The following is a 15,797-nucleotide window of genomic DNA, read 5'->3' as shown; positions in this document are numbered from 1 at the left end:
GTGAGCACGAGCACCGCCTACGCGTACCGGGGCCGGAACGCCGAGGGCAAGATCGTCAAGGGCCGGGTGGATGCGACAAGCGAAGCCGCCGTCGCCTCTCGTCTGCGGACCATGGGCCTGTCGCCGGTCTCCATCGCGGAGGCGGGCGAGGGAACGGGCCTGAATCGGGAGATCAAGCTGTCCGCGGGCTCGGGGGTGAAGCTCAAAGAGCTCGCCGTGACCAGCCGCCAGATGGCGACGATGATCGGGGCGGGCCTGTCGCTCCTCCGGACCCTCAACATCATCGCCGAGCAGACCTCGAACAAGAAGTTCAACGCCGTGCTGTCCGACGTCCGCGACCAGGTGGAGAGCGGCGTCGCCGTCTCCGACGCCATGCGAAGACACGCAGACGTCTTCCCGCCGCTCATGATCAACATGGTCAAGGCTGGCGAGACCGGCGGTTTCCTCGACGGCGCGCTGGAGGCGGTGGCCGAGAACTTCGAGAAGGAGGTCAAGCTCCGCTCCGCGATCAAGTCCGCCCTGACCTATCCGGTGATCGTGTTCTGCATGACGATCGTCGGCGTCACGGCCATGCTGCTGTTCGTCGTGCCGATCTTCGAGAAGATGTTCGCCGGCCTGGGCAAGCAGTTGCCGCTCCCGACGCTGGTGCTCGTCCAGCTCTCGCACGCCATGGTGTTCGTCGTGCCGGTGGTCGCCGTCCTGGGCATCGTGTTCGCTTTCTGGTGGCCCAAGCACAAGAACGACGAAGGGGTCCGCAAGCGACTGGATCCGTTCAAGCTCCGGATGCCTGTCTTCGGGTCGCTGATGAAGCGCATCGCGATCGCCCGGTTCAGCCGCAACTTCGCCAACATGATCAGCGCCGGTGTACCGATCCTGCAGGCCCTGCGGATCGTGGGGGAGACCAGCGGCAACTACGTGCTCGAGAAAGCCCTGGAGGAGGTCGCTGAGGGCGTCAGACAGGGTGAGGCGATAGCCACCCCGCTGGGCCGTCAGAAGGTCTTCCCCTCCATGGTCACGCAGATGATCGCCGTGGGCGAGGATGCCGGGTCCCTCGAGACCATGCTCGACAAGGTCGCCGACTTCTACGAGCAGGAGGTGGAGGCCACCACCGAGCAGCTCACAGCCCTCATCGAACCGCTCATGATCGCCTTCCTCGGCGTGGTCATCGGCGGCATGGTCGTCGCCCTCTACCTGCCCATCTTCAGCATCGCGTCGGCCGTCGGAGGCTGACCCTCCGCCGGGGGCCAGGGGCGGCAAAACGCCCCCGCACTGGGGTCGGGAAAGCCCTGAAAACCCCTCTGACGGGGGATATTTCTCCAAAACCGCTGGGAAATATGGTCATCCCGGAAGCGGTACTCGCATCCGCTCCAGCCGCACCACCTCCACCCGACCGATTGGACACTGCAATGTACTTCCGTCTCATGGGCAAGCTGAACGCTCGCCGCCAGGGGCTGCTCGAAGAGGACGAGAAGGGCTTCACCCTGATCGAACTCCTCGTGGTGGTCATCATCATCGGCATCCTCGCCGCCATCGCCATCCCGATCTACATCGGAGTCCAGAACAACGCGAAGGACGCGAGTGTCAAGTCCGACCTCGCCAACGCCAAGACCGCCGTCGTCGCGTACTACACCGACAAGGGCTCCTCGGCCACCCTCCCGACCTTCGACGCGGTGACCGGCACAGGGCTCGCCAACTACGGCTACACCCTGAGCCCGGGTAACACCGCGCCGACCTTCAAGACGGGCGCAACGTCGACTGCCTTCTGCGTCCAGGAGGTCAGCAGCACTGGAACGACGTTCCACATCGACCAGACCAACGGTGCCACGACCGGCATCTGCTAACAGGATCCGCTCCTGACAGCGGGGCGTCGCTTCCCAGCGGCGCCCCGCTTCCGCTCTCCAGCGGCCCTTGATCCACCATCCACCCCCGGACCCGACCCAGGGAGGTGAACCCCCGTGAACCGCCTCAACACCCTCTTCCACGACAACGAGTCCCGCGACCGCGGGTTCACCCTCATCGAGGTCCTCGTCGCCATGATGGTCTTCGCGATCATCTCCGTCATCGTCGCCTACTCGCTGACGCTCTCGATGACCCTCACCCGCAACAGCCGCTCCAGTGAAGTCGCGGCCAATCTCGCCGCGCAGCAGATCGACGTGGCCCGGGCGACGACCGACATCTTCGACGTCACCGGCGGCATCGTCTCCCAGACACTCGACGGAACGACCTACACGATCACGAAGCAGGTCGGCTGGGTGAACAGCGCCGGCGCCGCCTCCGACTGTGGGAGCGGAACCAGCATCCTGCAGAACAAGACCCTGAACGTCTCCGTCTCGTGGGACGGCAAGAACCCCTCGACCACCCCGGTCCAGGCCAGCACACTGCTCGCCCCCGCCGGCCCGATCAACGATCCGACCACGGGCACGATCATCGTCCACGTGACCGATGCCTCCGGATCCGCCCTCCCGGGCGTGCCCATCGCGGCGAAGGTCGACACCACCGTCTCACCGAATACCGCCGCCGCTGTTCCCACCGCACCGGATCCCACCGATGCTGACGGCTGCAGCTACGTGCTGAAGGTCGCCCCGGGCACATACGCCATCACTGTGGGCAAGGCGGGCGACGGCCGCATCAGCAGCAAGCAGGTGCAGGCTCCGTCGTTCCAGACCAACGTCACGGCCGGCCAGTCGTCGGTGCTCGACGTGCAGTACGACACCGCGGCGAATCCCCTCCTGACCCTGTCTCCCGGCGCGCCGCTCGGAACCCTGTTTCCGACGTCCCTCCCGATGACCTTCATCTCCCAGGGTGACCCCTACTCCACGGCGGTGACGCCCAGCACCCTGCTGCTGGTGACAACGGCTTCGGCTCCGCTGTTCCCGTGGGGCTCGGGGTACAACGTGTTCGCCGGCCAGTACGTGCAGACGCCGGCGACCCAGCCGTCCTGTCTCTCGGTCGATCCTGCTCAGTGGGTGACGCCCAACGCTTCCGGCAACGTCGGGCAGCGGCAGCCGGCTGTCGGAGTCACCCCCGGCTCGGGAACGACCGTTCTCATGCCGCTGGTGACGGTCAAGACGTCGAGCAAGTGGATCGTCGCCGTCAGCACCGCAGCGCCCGCCTCGACGGGGGATCCGGGGTGCACGAAGCCGATGTCGCTCGCTTTCCCGGTGTCCTCCGGCAACGCGGCCACCATCGCCCTGCCCTACGGCAGCTGGCGGGTGTACGCGATGAGCAACAAGACCGACACGCCGGGCGCTTCCAACCAGGTCAAGAAGACCGACCTCACCCTCCCCGCCGGTAGCCCTGTGTACCCGGACGCGTACACGTTCACCCTCGATCCGAGGCAGCCATGATGCGCGCTGTGTGGTTGCTACGGATGCTGCGCTCCCGCGAGGCCGGGCTGTCACTCATCGAGCTCCTCATCGCGATCATGCTCACCGGTTTCCTGATGACTCTGGGCGTGTGGATGTTCGTCGCGGGCACGCACAGCGTCAGCCTCGCGCAGTCCATCGACGGGGGCACCCGGCAGGCGTCGAACGGGATGAACCAGGTGGCGCGCATGATCCGCGCGGCGACCCCGAATCCGCTGGCGTCCCCCACGCCCGGCAACCCGCTCAACGCTCCCGCGATCATCTCCGCCTCCGCGACCGGGCTCCAGTTCTACGCCTACGTGAACCTCAACGGCGCCGAGAGCCCGGTCATGGTGAGCTACGCCCTCACCGGCACGGGCATCCTCACCGAGACCCAGTACCCGGCGACGTCGAACACCCCCGGCGCGAACGGCCACTGGGACTTCGGCACTGCGCGCCCGACGCGCAACCTGTGCAACTCCATCCCGGCGAGCACCACCGTGTTCCGCTACTTCAATAAGGCCGGAACCGAACTGCTCCCGGCGACGATCACCAGCGACACCCAGAAGGCCGCGATCGCGTCCATCCAGGTGACCATCACCATCCAGGCGACCGGTGCGGCCAACGCGGTGACCCTCACCAACACCATCGGCATGGCGAACGTCGGATAGGGATCGAAATGCTCACTCTTCTGCGCTCCCGGCTGGCGATGGTCCGCGCCTCGCGCGAACGCGGCGTGGCGCTCGCCATGGTCGTCGGCATCGCCAGCGTCCTCCTGCTGCTGATCTCCCTGACGATGACCTTCTCGGTCTCCGGCCTGGTCCGCTCCAACCACGACGCGGACTGGGATGCGGCCATGTCGGCCGCCTTCGCCGGAGTCGCCGATTACCAGGGGCGCCTCACGAACGACCCGAGTTACCAGCAGTACGGCAACCCGGCCTCGGCGTTCACCATCGCCAACGGCTCGCAGGGATCCGTCGCACTTCCGCCCAGCAGCCGCGACAACCCCGCCTTCGACGTCACCACCACGGCAGCAGGCGGCCGGTGGGCGTCCGTGCCCCTGACAGACGGTCTCGCGGCGAACGCCTCCTTCCGGTACGAGGTGGACAACTCCAAGTACGCGAGCAACGGCATCCTGCATCTGCGTGCCACCGGGCGAGTGGATACGGTCACGCGAAGCGTCGTCGCCAACATCAAGCAGACCGGCTTCACCAACTACGTCTACTTCACCGATTACGAAGAGCTCGACCCGACGCTGAACGATGTGGACTGCACCGTCGCCTACGCCTGGGCGGCGACGCGGGACAGCGGCTGCCTGATCAACTTCATCGCCGGGGATACGTTCGACGGCCAGGTCCATTCCAACGACACCCTCAACATCTGCGGTGGCACGTTCAAGCAGAGAGTGACGAGCGCGAACCCGACTCCCATTGCCGGCAAGCTGTACACCGCGAACAACTGCTCGGGCGGAGCGCAGACGCCGACGTTCAGCGCCGGTGCTCCCGTGAACGCGGCGCAGATCACGATGCCACCGGCCCAGGCGCAACTCGACCAGGTGCGCACGGACATCTCGACGAAGGTGCCGAGCCCGGGGTGCCTTTACACCGGGCCCACCAAGATCACGTACTCGGTGTTGGGAGGGGTGGCCTCCATGACCGTCCGGTCGCCGTGGACGAAGAAAACCGAGCTGTCGAACGGAAACGCCACAGCGGGTACGGCGCCGGCCTTCTGCGGCACCCCGGGCGATCCGGCGAAGACCGAGAGTCAGAACTCCGGAACACTTTCCGGGGCCACCGGTCAAACCATCACGATCGGTCCGAGCTCCCAGCTCTACAACAACCTCGCCTACGTGCAGGCGGTGCCGAGCGGGGTGACGAATGCGAACTACTGGTCGTCCTCCGCCTCCCCGAACGCGAACGGTTTCAAGTGCGTCGGCGGGACCAACAATGCGGCAGCCGGCAACGGCATCGGATACCCGGTCGCCAACGAGATCGTGCCGTCGATCGCCACCTACGACTGCCGTGCCGGCGATGTCTTCGTCGAGGGCACCATGCACAGCGCGATGACCGTCACCGCCGAGCACTTCGCCTGGATCACGGGGAAGCTCGTCTACCAGGACGCCGCAAACGACATCCTCGGCCTCGTCGGCGCAGGCGCCGTCTGGGTCTGGAACCCGATCGTCTGCACCAACCCGACCACGTACCCGAACAGCAGCGGGACGGCCTGCTCCAGCAACAAGCCGTACCTCACGTTCGAGGCGACCGCCTCGAGCGGCAACTGCGCGCGGACGATCAACGCCGCCATCCTCTCCAACAACCACAGCTTCGAGGTGCACAACTACGATTCGGGCGACTCGCAGGCCTACCTGTGCGTCACCGGCTCCATCGCGCAGGAATTCCGTGGTCCGGTGGGAAGAGGCGCGGGAAGCAGTCGCAGCGGCTTCTTGAAGAAGTACAGCTACGACACCCGGCTGCTGAACTCGCCACCGCCGAAGTTCCCGACCCCGCGGACGACGTCGTACGACGTCAACACCGAGATCGAGGTCAAGACCGCTTTCGGGTCGGACGGGGCGCCGCTGTCATGACTCCCGCCTTCTTCGCCTTCGCGGTCGTGTGTGCCGGCGTGTTCGGCGCGCTGATCGGCTCGTTCCTCAATGTGGTCGTCTACCGCGTGCCGGCCGGACGCTCCATCGTGTCCCCGCCGAGCGCCTGCGGCAGCTGCGGCACCGAGATCAAGCCGTACGACAACATCCCCGTCGTGTCCTGGCTCGCGCTCCGCGGCCGGTGCCGGACATGCCGCAGTGCGATCTCGATCCGCTACCCGCTGGTCGAAGCTGCCACAGCGGGCGCGTTCGCACTCGTCGCGTGGTGGTTCTGGGCGGGACCGCAGGCGCCCGCAGCTGGTGGGACCGGAGCGGTCGTCGCCGGTCTCCTCACGCTCGTCGCCTTCCTGTACCTGACCGCGATCACCATCGCGCTCGCGCTGATCGACCTGGACACGCATCGCCTGCCGAACACGATCGTGCTGCCCTCCTACGTGGTCGGGCTGGTGCTGCTCGGAGCGGCCGCTCTGGTTGCGGGCGACCCGATGGCGCTGCTGCGAGCAGTGATCGGGGCGGCGGCGCTCTACGTCTTCTATCTCATCCTCGCGCTCGTGTACCCGGGTGGGATGGGCTTCGGCGACGTCAAGCTCGCGGGCGCCCTCGGCCTCTTCCTGGGGTATCTCGGCTGGGCGCCGCTCGTCGTCGGAGCTTTCGCCGCGTTCCTGCTCGGCGGCCTCTTCGCCCTGGTTCTTGTCGTCACGCGCCGCGCCGGCCGCGGCAGCGGCATCCCGTTCGGACCGTGGATGCTCGCTGGCGCCTGGCTCGGCATCCTCGCAGGACCCACGATCGGCAGCGCCTACCTGGCCCTGCTCGGACTCGCTTAGACAACAGACACACAAGACAGAAGGAGGATCGGATGGCCACCAGCATCGTCGGTATCGACATCGGAAGCACGACCATTCGTGCGGTGGAGCTCGCCGACCCCGGCAAGCCGAAACCCACGCTGCTGCGGCACGCCGCGGTCCCCATCCCGGAGGGAGCCGCCTCGCGCGGCGAGGTCCTCGAACCCAACACCATTGCGGCCGGCCTCCGGCAGCTGTGGCAGCAGGGCGGGTTCAAGAGCAAGAAAGTGGTGCTCGGGATGGGCAACCAGCGTGTGCTGGCCCGCGACCTGACCGTTCCGCGCATGTCGCAGACGCGCATCCGCGAGAGCCTCCCCTTCCTGGTGCAGGACATGCTCCCTGTCCCGGTCGCCGACGCGCTGCTCGACTTCTACCCGATCTCCGAGGGCATGCTGGAGACCGGGCCGGTCGTCAACGGCCTCCTGATCGCGGCGGTCAAGGAGGCGGTGCTCGGGAACGTCAAGGCCGTCCAGCTCGCGGGCCTGACGCCGGTCGACGTCGACCTGCTGCCCTTCGCCCTGACCCGCGCCATGATCACCCGGGCGGGCATCCGGGGCACGGTCGCCCTGGTCGACATCGGCGCGAACACGACCAGTGTCGTCGTGGCGACCGACGGCGTCCCCCAGTTCGTCCGCATCATCCCGGCGGGCGGGGCCGAACTCACCCAGGCCCTGCGGTCGGGCCTCGAGGTCTCGGCAGGGGAGGCGGAACGGATCAAGGCCGTAACGGGGCTCGCGAAGCAGGTGAACTCGGAACAGGAGCAGCAGGCGGTCGAGATCGTCTACCGCATCACCGGCGAGCTGCTCAACAGCCTCCGCAACACGGTCAGCTACTTCGTCAACACTCGCCCCACGACGCCCGTCGAGAGCATCCTGCTCACCGGCGGCGGCTCGCAGCTCCCCGGCATGGCCGAGGCCCTCAGCGAGATGACCCGGATCCCCGTCGCACCGGGGGACCCCTTCCACGCCGTCACACTGTCGCGTCACCTGGACGCGACGCAGCTGCGGCAGAACCGGTCGGGGCTGTCCGCAGCGCTCGGCCTCGCCCTGGGGAGCGCAGCATGAGCATCAGCATCCGTCGTCCGTCCGACCCACCGGAGACTCCGGACGCGAAACCGTCGAAGAAGAAGAAGGCGCCCGTCGCGCCTCCGCCGCATGACGTCGGTGACCTGCGCATCGGCGGTGATCCGCGTGTCGACCTGCTACCACCCGAGGTGCGCTCGTCACGCCGGAACGCGCGCACGCGACGCGGATTCACGTGGGGCGTTCTCGCGGTGTTCCTGTTCGTGATCGTCGCGAGCGGTGCGGCGTTCGGGTACGACGTCGTAGCGCAGACGCAGCTCCTGACGGCACAGGCCAAGGCCAATGAGCTGCTCGCCGAGCAGCAGAAGTATCTCGAGGTGCGGAACGTCCAGAACCAGGTCGACATCGCTGTCGCGGCGCAGCAGGTCGGCGCTTCGACGGAGGTGGACTGGCAGAAATTCCTCACGGAAGTCGGCAAGGCAGAGCCGAAGACCATGCTCTTCAAGAAGATGACCATCGACTCCGCAACTCCGATCGCGAATTATCAGCAGTCCACCGACCCGTTGCAGGGCCCGCGCATCGCGACGGTGACGTTCCAGGCCGTGAGCGCAACGTTCCCCGACGTTCCCACCTGGGTACGCGGTCTGCTGAAGGTGGACGGTGTCGTCGACGCGGTGCCGGGCACGGTCAACCTCGACGCGACGGGTGTCTACACGTCGACCGTGACCATCCACCTGAGCGAGTCGCTGTACACGAAGCGCTTCCAGACGAAGGGCCAGTGACATGGACAAGACCAGATTGTGGATCATCGGCTCGGTGCTGGTGATGGCCGTCATCGCCACGCTGGGCTGGATCGTGGGCATTCAGCCGCAGCTCGACCAGGCATCGGCAGCGGGCGCCCAGACCGCTCAAGTGCAGAGCGGCAACGCCGTCAAGCAGACGGTTCTGGCGAAGATGAAGAAGGACAGCGAGAACCTGGCGACGCTGAAGAAAAAGCTGACGTCGCTCAAGACCTCCGTTCCGACCCTCGAGGAGTGGCCGGCCTTCGGCGATGAGATCAACTCGATGGCCGCAGCAAACGGGGTGACGATCGTGTCTGTCACGACCAGTGACGGGCAGGCCTACACGACACCCGTCGCGCCTGCGGCTGCCCCAGCCCCTGGAGCGGCCTCCGGCTCGTCGCCCGCCGCGACCTCCACTCCGACGCCTTCGCCCTCGAGCTCGCCGACACCCCCTCCGGCGCCCGTGAAGGTGGTCGGGGCCCCGCCGCTGAACTCCCCGCTCATCACGTCGAGCAACTTCACGTTGGTTCCTGTCAGCGTCACGGTGCGCGGAACCGTGGACCAGATCGTCGCCTTCGTCCACTCCGCGCAGACGGGTGTGCGACTCTTTCTCGTCAACGGCCTCACCATCGACAATGCGTCCGCTGGTGTCGGGCTCGACGGCAAGGTCAGCGGATACATCTACGTGCTCAACAAGGCCTCGGAGGTGAACACCGCGAAGTAGCACCACCCCCGGTCCCGCCTCCCTGGACACGGCCGGACCCGTTGCTACAGTGGGCGCAACGGGCCCGCCGGGCCCCTGGAGGAGCCAGGATGAGCGACACGCCCGAGTCTGCGCAGAAACGCGCGACCTACGAGCCCGCGCCGGACACCGACCAGGTCGCCCCCGCGACCGCCCCGGCGGAGTCGGCCGCAGCAGAGCCGCAGGACACCGATCAGCAGGTGGTGGAGCCGCCCTCGGAGCCGGTCTCTGCTCGCGGCCACATCAACCGGCCCGCCGACGAGGCAGCCGACGGGGCAGCCGACGAAGGCGCGACACCGGCCGCCGTTCCCGCTGCCGTTCCCGCCGAGCCCCAGCGTCCCTCCGCCATCGCCGAGCCGGAGCCCGTCGTCGCGACCGATGACGACGTCGCCGCCGCGGTCGCACGCAACAGCACGCCGCCGGGCGCAGCCGCCGCCGGTTCCGCGTCCGTCGACACCGCGTCGGCCGCCGAGTCGGCCACCCCCGTCATCGTCGCGGCCGAGGCCGCGAACCTGCGTCAGACAGGCGAAGCCCCGACCACCGCCTACGCGACCGCTCCCGCGGGCGAGGCCACCGCGGCCGGTGCGACGGGAGTCGTGGCCGGCGCCGCCGCGGCAGCCCCGCAGCCGGTCACCCCGATCTACCTGCAGCGCCCCGAGCCGCCGAAGAAGAAGAGCAACCGCGGCGTCGGCATCCTCATCGCGCTCGTCGGTACCGTCGCGTTCGCCGTGCTCTGGGCTGCGGCCGTGCTCATCGTCGGCTCTCTGCTGACACCGAGCGACGAGTTCCTGCCGGCGCTGCTGGAGTTCTTCACCGGTGGCGTGGCGTTCGGCCTCCGGGGCTGGGCGCCCGTCCTAGCGTTCTTCATCGGGATGGTCGTGCTCATCCAGATCCTCAACCGGTCGCGCTGGTGGGCGTACATCCTCGGCGGCCTGTTCGTCGCGATCTTCGTGTACCTCGTGTATATCGGCGCCAACCTCATCGACGCGCAGTACTGGACCCGCACGTCGAACGAGTTCGCCATCCTGCTCCGCAGCGCGTGGGTGAACCCGTTCGCCGTGCTCGCCGGCGTCATCGCCCGGGAGATCTCGATCTGGACCGGCGCGTGGCTGGCAGCTCGCGGCCGCAAGCTGAAGGCGCGCAACGCCGAGGTTCAGGCCGACTACGAGCAGCAGGTCGCCGACGCCCAGAACCAGGCCGCCTCGGCGTACACGCAGCAGGGATACTGACCGGCGGGTGAGTGATGCGTGACGAGCGCGCCTACGCCACCGTCGTCGCGTTCTTCGCGACGATGCTCTACCTCGCGCTCGTCGTGGGCGCCTTCGGGCTGATCTCGCTGGCGACCGACAGTGACGTCGTCAACGATCCGCAGGTCGGTCCCCTGGTCGGGCCGACGATGGTGATCGCGGCTGCGCTGATGCTCCTGGTGTTCCTGATCGTGCTCGGAACGCGTGTCCCCGGCGACCGGCAGCGTGTCTCTCCGGGTGTCGCGTTCGGCGTCGGAGTCGCCTGCTACGCGGTCTTCATCGCCGCCGGAGGCATCGCCGGCGCGATCGGGGACCCCGGCGACCCCCTGCACTACTTCCTTTTCGCCCTGTCGCAGCTGGTCGGCTGGCCGGCGATCACGGCGGGCCTCGCCGCGTTCGCCGTCACGCTGATCTACCAGCTCGTGCTGGTCGGCCGCTTCCGCCAGCGCGGACGGCCGCGCTGGCCCTGGGAGCGGGACGACGAGGAGTAGCGCCCGCCCCTCACCAGCCTCCTCGGCCCTCACCAACCCCCTCGGCCGGCGTCGGAGATTCGGCCACCAGCCGTCCGATTCTCCTGCCGCACTGCTCATCGAAGGAGATTCCGGCGCACTTCTCCTTCGATCGCTTCAGACCCGCACGCGCGCCGGGAGGGACGCATCCACCAGGGGCACCTGCACCCTCGTGAAGCTGCCCCTCTGGATGAACACCCCGCGCCCCGGAGGGAACTCGGACCGGTTGAGCCGGGGCAGCGGCGTCTTGAGCAGCAGGTCGCCCTCGATGGAGTCCGGCTGCAGAAGCAGCCCGCGGCGGCCGTTCTTCACCTCGCCGAGCAGCGGCCAGGAGCTGCCCCACGCGCTCGTCTCCGCCTCGGCGACGAGCAGGTGGTCGCTCCGCCGGATGGCGCGGGCGAGCTCCACGATGGCGGAGTCCGCCGGGGTCTGCAGGAAGTCGCCGATGCTCTCGACGAACACCGCGATCCGGCCCTCGGTGTCCGGGTCGGCGACGGCGGCCACCAGGTCTTTCGCCAGCTCGGCGGCGTCCGCGGGAGTGAGCGCCCGGTCCGTCCAGAGGCCCGAGGCGGACAGTGCAGAGCGCGCGCTTCCCAGGTAGTAGAGGCGCGTCTCGGTGTCGAAACGCGCGACGGCGTCCGCGACCGCGGCGAGGGCGGTGGTGCGCCCGCTCGCGGGCGGCCCAGCGATGAGCAGCGTGCCGGACGGTTCGAAGCCGAGCGGCCCCAGATCGAGGTCTCCGATGCCCAGCACCGGGAGGCCGCCGACGCTGTCGGGCACCGACTCCGGGGCCAGCTCCTTCGGCATCGACCCGACGACCGGCGCGTGCGGGATGCCCGCACGCTCCATGGCCCCGGCGAGCCGGCGCACGGCCTCCGACTGGTCGGCGACGGCGCGCGAGCCGCCGAGCACGGCCACCTGCGTCTCGTACCCGTCGACGATGGCGCGTCCGGGAGGGGAGGCGGGCGAGAGGATGTCGCTGGGCACGTCGAGCATCCCGTAGCCGTCCTCCGCCAGCCGGAGCACCACCCGCCGTTGCACCAGTGAGTTGATCGCGGTCGGCACGGCCCCCGCGCGGTCCCCGGTGAGCGCGACGTGCATCCCGAGGCGCCGGCCGTCGGCGAGCAGGTCGCGGAAGACGTCGTACCACTGGGACCGTCCTGCCGGGATCTCGAAGTCCTCGCGGAAGCCGGGGAACCCGTCCACCAGCAGCAGGATGCGCGGCTCGTCCGTCCGGCCGGTCAGCGACCGGTACTCGGTGATGTTGGAGGCGTTCGCCTCGGCGAAGCGCGGGCCGCGGTCCTCCAGTGTCTCCTTGAGCATCCGGAACAGCCGGATGATGCGCTCCGGGTCGTCGCCGGGGATGACCGAGCCGACGTGCGGCAGCTTCTCCAGCATCCGCAGGCTGCCCGCCCCGAAGTCGAGCCCGTAGACGTGCACGGGACCGCCGCGGGGTGTGATCGCGGCGGCCGACGCCAGCGTGCGGAGCACGGTCGACTTGCCCGAGCCGCCGGTGCCGTAGACGGCGATGTTGCCGTCCACGTCCGGCTGGAAGTAGACCGGTCGTTGCTCCTGCCGGTCCGGGATGTCGGACACCCCGAGCAGGAGTTCGGCGTCGGTCCGCTGCCGGAGCAGCCCCAAGTCGTAGGCCGTCGCCAGTTCGTCGAGCCACGGCCGACGTGGCGCCGGGATGTGCGCGGCGGCTTGCGCGCGCACGATCGAGGCGACCAGGCGCTGCTGGTCGGTCGGGCCGAGGTCGCGCTCCGGCTCCTCCGCCGGACGCTCCTCCTCCCAGCGCACTTCGCCGCCGAAGCGCAGCTCGGAGACCTCGACGCCCGCGCGCTCCGGCTCCCGGGTGGTCCAGCCGCCGCCGTAGGCGGACTGGAATCGCACCAGGCGCCCGGGTCCGGTCTTCGCCAGCCCGCGGCCCGGGATCCCGGGATCGAAGTGACCGGCGTCGGGAACGCCCACCACATCCTGGCTGTCCGACTCGTCGGCCATGCGCAGCGCGATGCGGAGGTTGGTGTTGGCGCGCAGGTTGTCCTTGATGACACCGGCCGGACGCTGCGTCGCCATGATGAGGTGGATGCCGAGGGAGCGGCCGCGCTGAGCGATGTCGACGACGCCGTCTACGAACTCCGGAACCTCGCCGACCAGGGCCGCGAACTCGTCGATCACGAGCACCAGAGCGGGAGGACTGTCCGGGTCGCCGCGCTTCTCCAGCTCGAGCAGATCCTTCGCCTTCTTCCGGTTCAGCAGGTGTTCGCGGTGGTGCAGTTCGGCGCGGAGGCTGGTGAGGGCACGACGGACCAGGTGCGGGCTGAGGTCGGTCACCAGACCCACGCAGTGCGGAAGGCTGACGCAGTCCGCGAAGGCGGAGCCGCCCTTGTAGTCGACGAAGAGGAAGGTGACGCGGTCGGGGCTGTATTCGGCGGCCATCCCGAGCACCCACGCCTGCAGGAATTCGCTCTTTCCGGCTCCCGTGGTGCCGCCGACGAGGGCGTGCGGGCCCTGCGTCCGCAGGTCGAGGTGCATGGCGTCGACACCGGCGGAGCCGATCGTCGCGCGCAGTGTGCCCGGTCGGCGGCGCGCGGGCCGGTCGCTCGAGCTGCGGTCGTGGATGGACGCGTTCTGCCGCCAGCGGTCCACCACGGCGCTGGAGGACTCGGCCAGCTCATGCCCGAGGAGCGTCACGAGGGAGATCGACCGGGGCAGGTCGCTCGCGTCGGCGACCAGCGCGCCGGCGTCGATGACGGGGGCCATCCGCTTCGCATAGTCGAGGGCGGTCGCGGCGCTGACCGGCTCGGTGACGACATCGTCGACCGTCTCGCCGAGCCGCACGAAGCCCGCGCGAGCGCGATGCGGCTGGTCGGTGTGCTGCAGGAACGTGCGGCACACGGCCGGCAGGGCGGCGACGTCGTCGGAGATCCAGACCGGGAAGACTCCGGCGTCCGCCGCGGCCTCCGCGAGCTGCACCAGTCGGGCACGGTCGACGGCGACGTCATCGGAGATGACCACCACCACCGCCGGCACCGGAGACGGTGTGCCGTCGGTCGTCTGCGAGCGGCCAACGTCGGCTCCGCGTTCCAGCGCGGCGCGCTCCTGCTCCATGGCGCCGCGGCGCTGCGGTCCGCGCCGGGCGTCGGCCAGCCGTTCCTCGATCAGGCCTTCGAGCGCGCTCAGCACGCCGGCTGCGCTGGACGCGCTGTCGGCGAGGTGGCTGCCCGGCAGTGGGCTGTGCGGCGATGAGGTGTGCGGCATCCACTTGAGCCAGCTGAGCTCTCGCGACCAGCGCGGAGAGACCAGGGCGGCGACGGCGAGCTCCGCGGGGGAGTGCAGGGAGGTGAGCTGCACCAGCACCGAATTGACGGAGCCGGCGATCAGATCGGCGGGCCCCGCGATGCCGAGCGCGCCCGACTCGTACAGGTTGTCGAGCACGGGCACGTCGTCGACGCGCTCGTTGGCGGCGACGACCGCATCCAATCGCTCCTGGAACTCGACGATCAGTTCTGCGCGGTCGACGGCCTGCACGGTGTTGCGCGAGCGCATTGTCCCGCGCCCGAGTTGGAGGTTGAGGAACGACCAGTGCTCAGGCCGGCGTGTCCAGAGCAGGGGACCGCGGCGGACGGCCTCGGACAGCGCATCGGCCGTGGTCGGGGTCTCCGCCCTCCGCAGTTCGACCTCCGTCCGACGCTCCTGCTCGAGCTTGGTCGAGAGCGCCTCGAGTCGCTGCTCGAAGGCGGCGATCTGCTTCTTCAGCTTGCGCTTGCCGCGCGTGCGTCCGCTGATGTAGTTGCCGATCAGCATGACCGGAGAGAGCAGCACGAACAGCAACGTGGTCGGCTGGCGGGTCAGGGCGAACATCGCCCCACCGAGGAGCAGCGGGGTGATCATCGCGAGCAGCGGGAAGGGCGGGTCGTCCTTCTCGCCCGGCACTTCGGGGGCCTGGAAGACCTGGCCCGCGTAGCGCCGCTCGACGCGCGGCGATCGGTTGAAGAACACCGGACCGGCAGTGGGCGTCGCAGCAGGGAGCTCGGAGGCCGCCCTGACCTCGAGCTCCACCTCGGTGTCGCCGAGCAGCAGGGTCTCGGTGCGCCGGACGGTGAACCGTGTCACCAGACCGCCGTCGACGACGACGCCGTTGGCCGAGCCGAGGTCGACGACCTCCACGCCGTCGCCCGCCTCGAAGCGCACATGGCGCTTCGACACCAGCGGGTCCTCCAGCACGATGTCGCACGACTCGTCGCGGCCCAGAACCGTCGAGCCGGCGCGCAGCGGGAACTCGGTCCCGGTCTGCGTGCCGTTCAGCACGCGCAGTGTCGCCACCACGGGCACGTCGCCGAGCTCCGGCGGTGCGTAGTGGAGTCCGGCATCCGCCAGCGCCACCGTGGCGCCGCTGCCGATCCACGCCTCACCCACCGGCGCATCCGGCGGCAAGATGAGCGGATCGGCCTGTCCGGGCAACTGCGCGCGCAGGGTCAGCGCGCCGGGCGCGGCGACCGGACCGGTGCGCCGCGGGTCGATGCGCGCGATGGTCGCCGCGACCTCCGAGATGCTGGCCGCGGCGTCCGCGGTGACGACGATGTCATCGCTGCTGCCGGACGGGCGGGCGAGAGTCAGTTTCAGTCGCACTTCAGCACCATACCCACTGCCTGCGACACGTGTGGATGGGGACCGCTCCCCATCGCTCTCCCGCTGGACCACCGG

At 69.0% G+C, this 15,797-nt stretch carries 12 protein-coding genes; 11 read left to right on the top strand and 1 reads right to left on the bottom strand.

Translation table 11 applies throughout. The annotated features are described in order from the left end of the window. The 11 genes from AB4Y74_RS13050 (at nucleotide 1) to AB4Y74_RS13000 (ending at nucleotide 11,072) form a co-directional block, all read left to right on the top strand. Nucleotides 1-1,230: a type II secretion system F family protein gene (locus tag AB4Y74_RS13050; protein ID WP_441799485.1), complete on the top strand. Its 1,230-nt coding sequence runs from the start codon at nucleotides 1-3 to the stop codon at nucleotides 1,228-1,230. Between the two features lie 176 nt (nucleotides 1,231-1,406). Further along, on the top strand, nucleotides 1,407-1,841 hold the full coding sequence (locus tag AB4Y74_RS13045) for a type II secretion system protein (RefSeq protein WP_441799484.1): 435 nt from the start codon (nucleotides 1,407-1,409) through the stop codon (nucleotides 1,839-1,841). Between the two features lie 114 nt (nucleotides 1,842-1,955). Next, nucleotides 1,956-3,347 (top strand): prepilin-type N-terminal cleavage/methylation domain-containing protein, encoded by a 1,392-nt coding sequence (locus tag AB4Y74_RS13040; RefSeq protein ID WP_441799483.1) that lies wholly within the window; start codon nucleotides 1,956-1,958, stop codon nucleotides 3,345-3,347. Next, nucleotides 3,344-4,015 carry a PulJ/GspJ family protein gene (locus tag AB4Y74_RS13035; protein WP_441799482.1) on the top strand — a complete coding sequence of 224 codons (672 nt, stop codon included), beginning with the start codon at nucleotides 3,344-3,346 and terminating at the stop codon, nucleotides 4,013-4,015. The genes AB4Y74_RS13040 and AB4Y74_RS13035 overlap by 4 nt, the downstream gene beginning before the upstream one ends. A gap of 8 nt (nucleotides 4,016-4,023) precedes the next feature. Continuing rightward, a complete protein-coding gene (locus AB4Y74_RS13030) occupies nucleotides 4,024-5,928 on the top strand; it encodes a hypothetical protein (RefSeq protein WP_441799481.1) in 1,905 nt (634 codons plus the stop codon). Next, nucleotides 5,925-6,770 (top strand): prepilin peptidase, encoded by an 846-nt coding sequence (locus AB4Y74_RS13025; RefSeq protein ID WP_441799480.1) that lies wholly within the window; start codon nucleotides 5,925-5,927, stop codon nucleotides 6,768-6,770. The genes AB4Y74_RS13030 and AB4Y74_RS13025 overlap by 4 nt, the downstream gene beginning before the upstream one ends. Before the next feature lie 32 nt (nucleotides 6,771-6,802). Further along, on the top strand, nucleotides 6,803-7,852 hold the full coding sequence (pilM, locus tag AB4Y74_RS13020) for a type IV pilus assembly protein PilM (RefSeq protein ID WP_441799479.1): 1,050 nt from the start codon (nucleotides 6,803-6,805) through the stop codon (nucleotides 7,850-7,852). After that, on the top strand, nucleotides 7,849-8,592 hold the full coding sequence (locus AB4Y74_RS13015) for a hypothetical protein (RefSeq protein WP_441799478.1): 744 nt from the start codon (nucleotides 7,849-7,851) through the stop codon (nucleotides 8,590-8,592). The genes pilM and AB4Y74_RS13015 overlap by 4 nt, the downstream gene beginning before the upstream one ends. A 1-nt stretch (nucleotide 8,593) precedes the next feature. Further along, nucleotides 8,594-9,316, top strand: a complete 723-nt coding sequence (locus tag AB4Y74_RS13010; RefSeq protein ID WP_441799477.1) for a hypothetical protein — start codon at nucleotides 8,594-8,596, stop codon at nucleotides 9,314-9,316. 89 nt (nucleotides 9,317-9,405) lie between these two features. Beyond that, nucleotides 9,406-10,563 carry a hypothetical protein gene (locus AB4Y74_RS13005; protein WP_441799476.1) on the top strand — a complete coding sequence of 386 codons (1,158 nt, stop codon included), beginning with the start codon at nucleotides 9,406-9,408 and terminating at the stop codon, nucleotides 10,561-10,563. A gap of 14 nt (nucleotides 10,564-10,577) precedes the next feature. Then, on the top strand, nucleotides 10,578-11,072 hold the full coding sequence (locus AB4Y74_RS13000) for a DUF6121 family protein (protein ID WP_441799475.1): 495 nt from the start codon (nucleotides 10,578-10,580) through the stop codon (nucleotides 11,070-11,072). 135 nt (nucleotides 11,073-11,207) lie between these two features. On the opposite strand, the gene AB4Y74_RS12995 is transcribed toward AB4Y74_RS13000, so the two are convergent. Next, nucleotides 11,208-15,722, bottom strand: a complete 4,515-nt coding sequence (locus AB4Y74_RS12995; protein ID WP_441799474.1) for an FtsK/SpoIIIE domain-containing protein — start codon at nucleotides 15,720-15,722, stop codon at nucleotides 11,208-11,210. Nucleotides 15,723-15,797: the final 75 nt, after the last annotated feature.

Origin of the sequence: Leifsonia sp. RAF41, assembly GCF_052114085.1 — a bacterium.
Classification (GTDB): Bacteria; Actinomycetota; Actinomycetes; order Actinomycetales; family Microbacteriaceae; genus Leifsonia.
This window is presented reverse-complemented; position numbering and strand designations above follow the sequence as displayed.

Excerpts from the sequence above, each read along its gene's own strand:
- AB4Y74_RS13045 (WP_441799484.1), top strand. The coding sequence starts at position 1,407 with ATGTACTTCCGTCTCATGGGCAAGCTGAACGCTCGCCGCCAGGGGCTG.
- AB4Y74_RS13015 (WP_441799478.1), top strand. The coding sequence starts at position 7,849 with ATGAGCATCAGCATCCGTCGTCCGTCCGACCCACCGGAGACTCCGGAC.
- AB4Y74_RS13000 (WP_441799475.1), top strand. The coding sequence starts at position 10,578 with ATGCGTGACGAGCGCGCCTACGCCACCGTCGTCGCGTTCTTCGCGACG.
- AB4Y74_RS13025 (WP_441799480.1), top strand. The coding sequence starts at position 5,925 with ATGACTCCCGCCTTCTTCGCCTTCGCGGTCGTGTGTGCCGGCGTGTTC.
- AB4Y74_RS13030 (WP_441799481.1), top strand. The coding sequence starts at position 4,024 with ATGCTCACTCTTCTGCGCTCCCGGCTGGCGATGGTCCGCGCCTCGCGC.
- AB4Y74_RS13010 (WP_441799477.1), top strand. The coding sequence starts at position 8,594 with ATGGACAAGACCAGATTGTGGATCATCGGCTCGGTGCTGGTGATGGCC.
- AB4Y74_RS13035 (WP_441799482.1), top strand. The coding sequence starts at position 3,344 with ATGATGCGCGCTGTGTGGTTGCTACGGATGCTGCGCTCCCGCGAGGCC.
- AB4Y74_RS13005 (WP_441799476.1), top strand. The coding sequence starts at position 9,406 with ATGAGCGACACGCCCGAGTCTGCGCAGAAACGCGCGACCTACGAGCCC.
- pilM (WP_441799479.1), top strand. The coding sequence starts at position 6,803 with ATGGCCACCAGCATCGTCGGTATCGACATCGGAAGCACGACCATTCGT.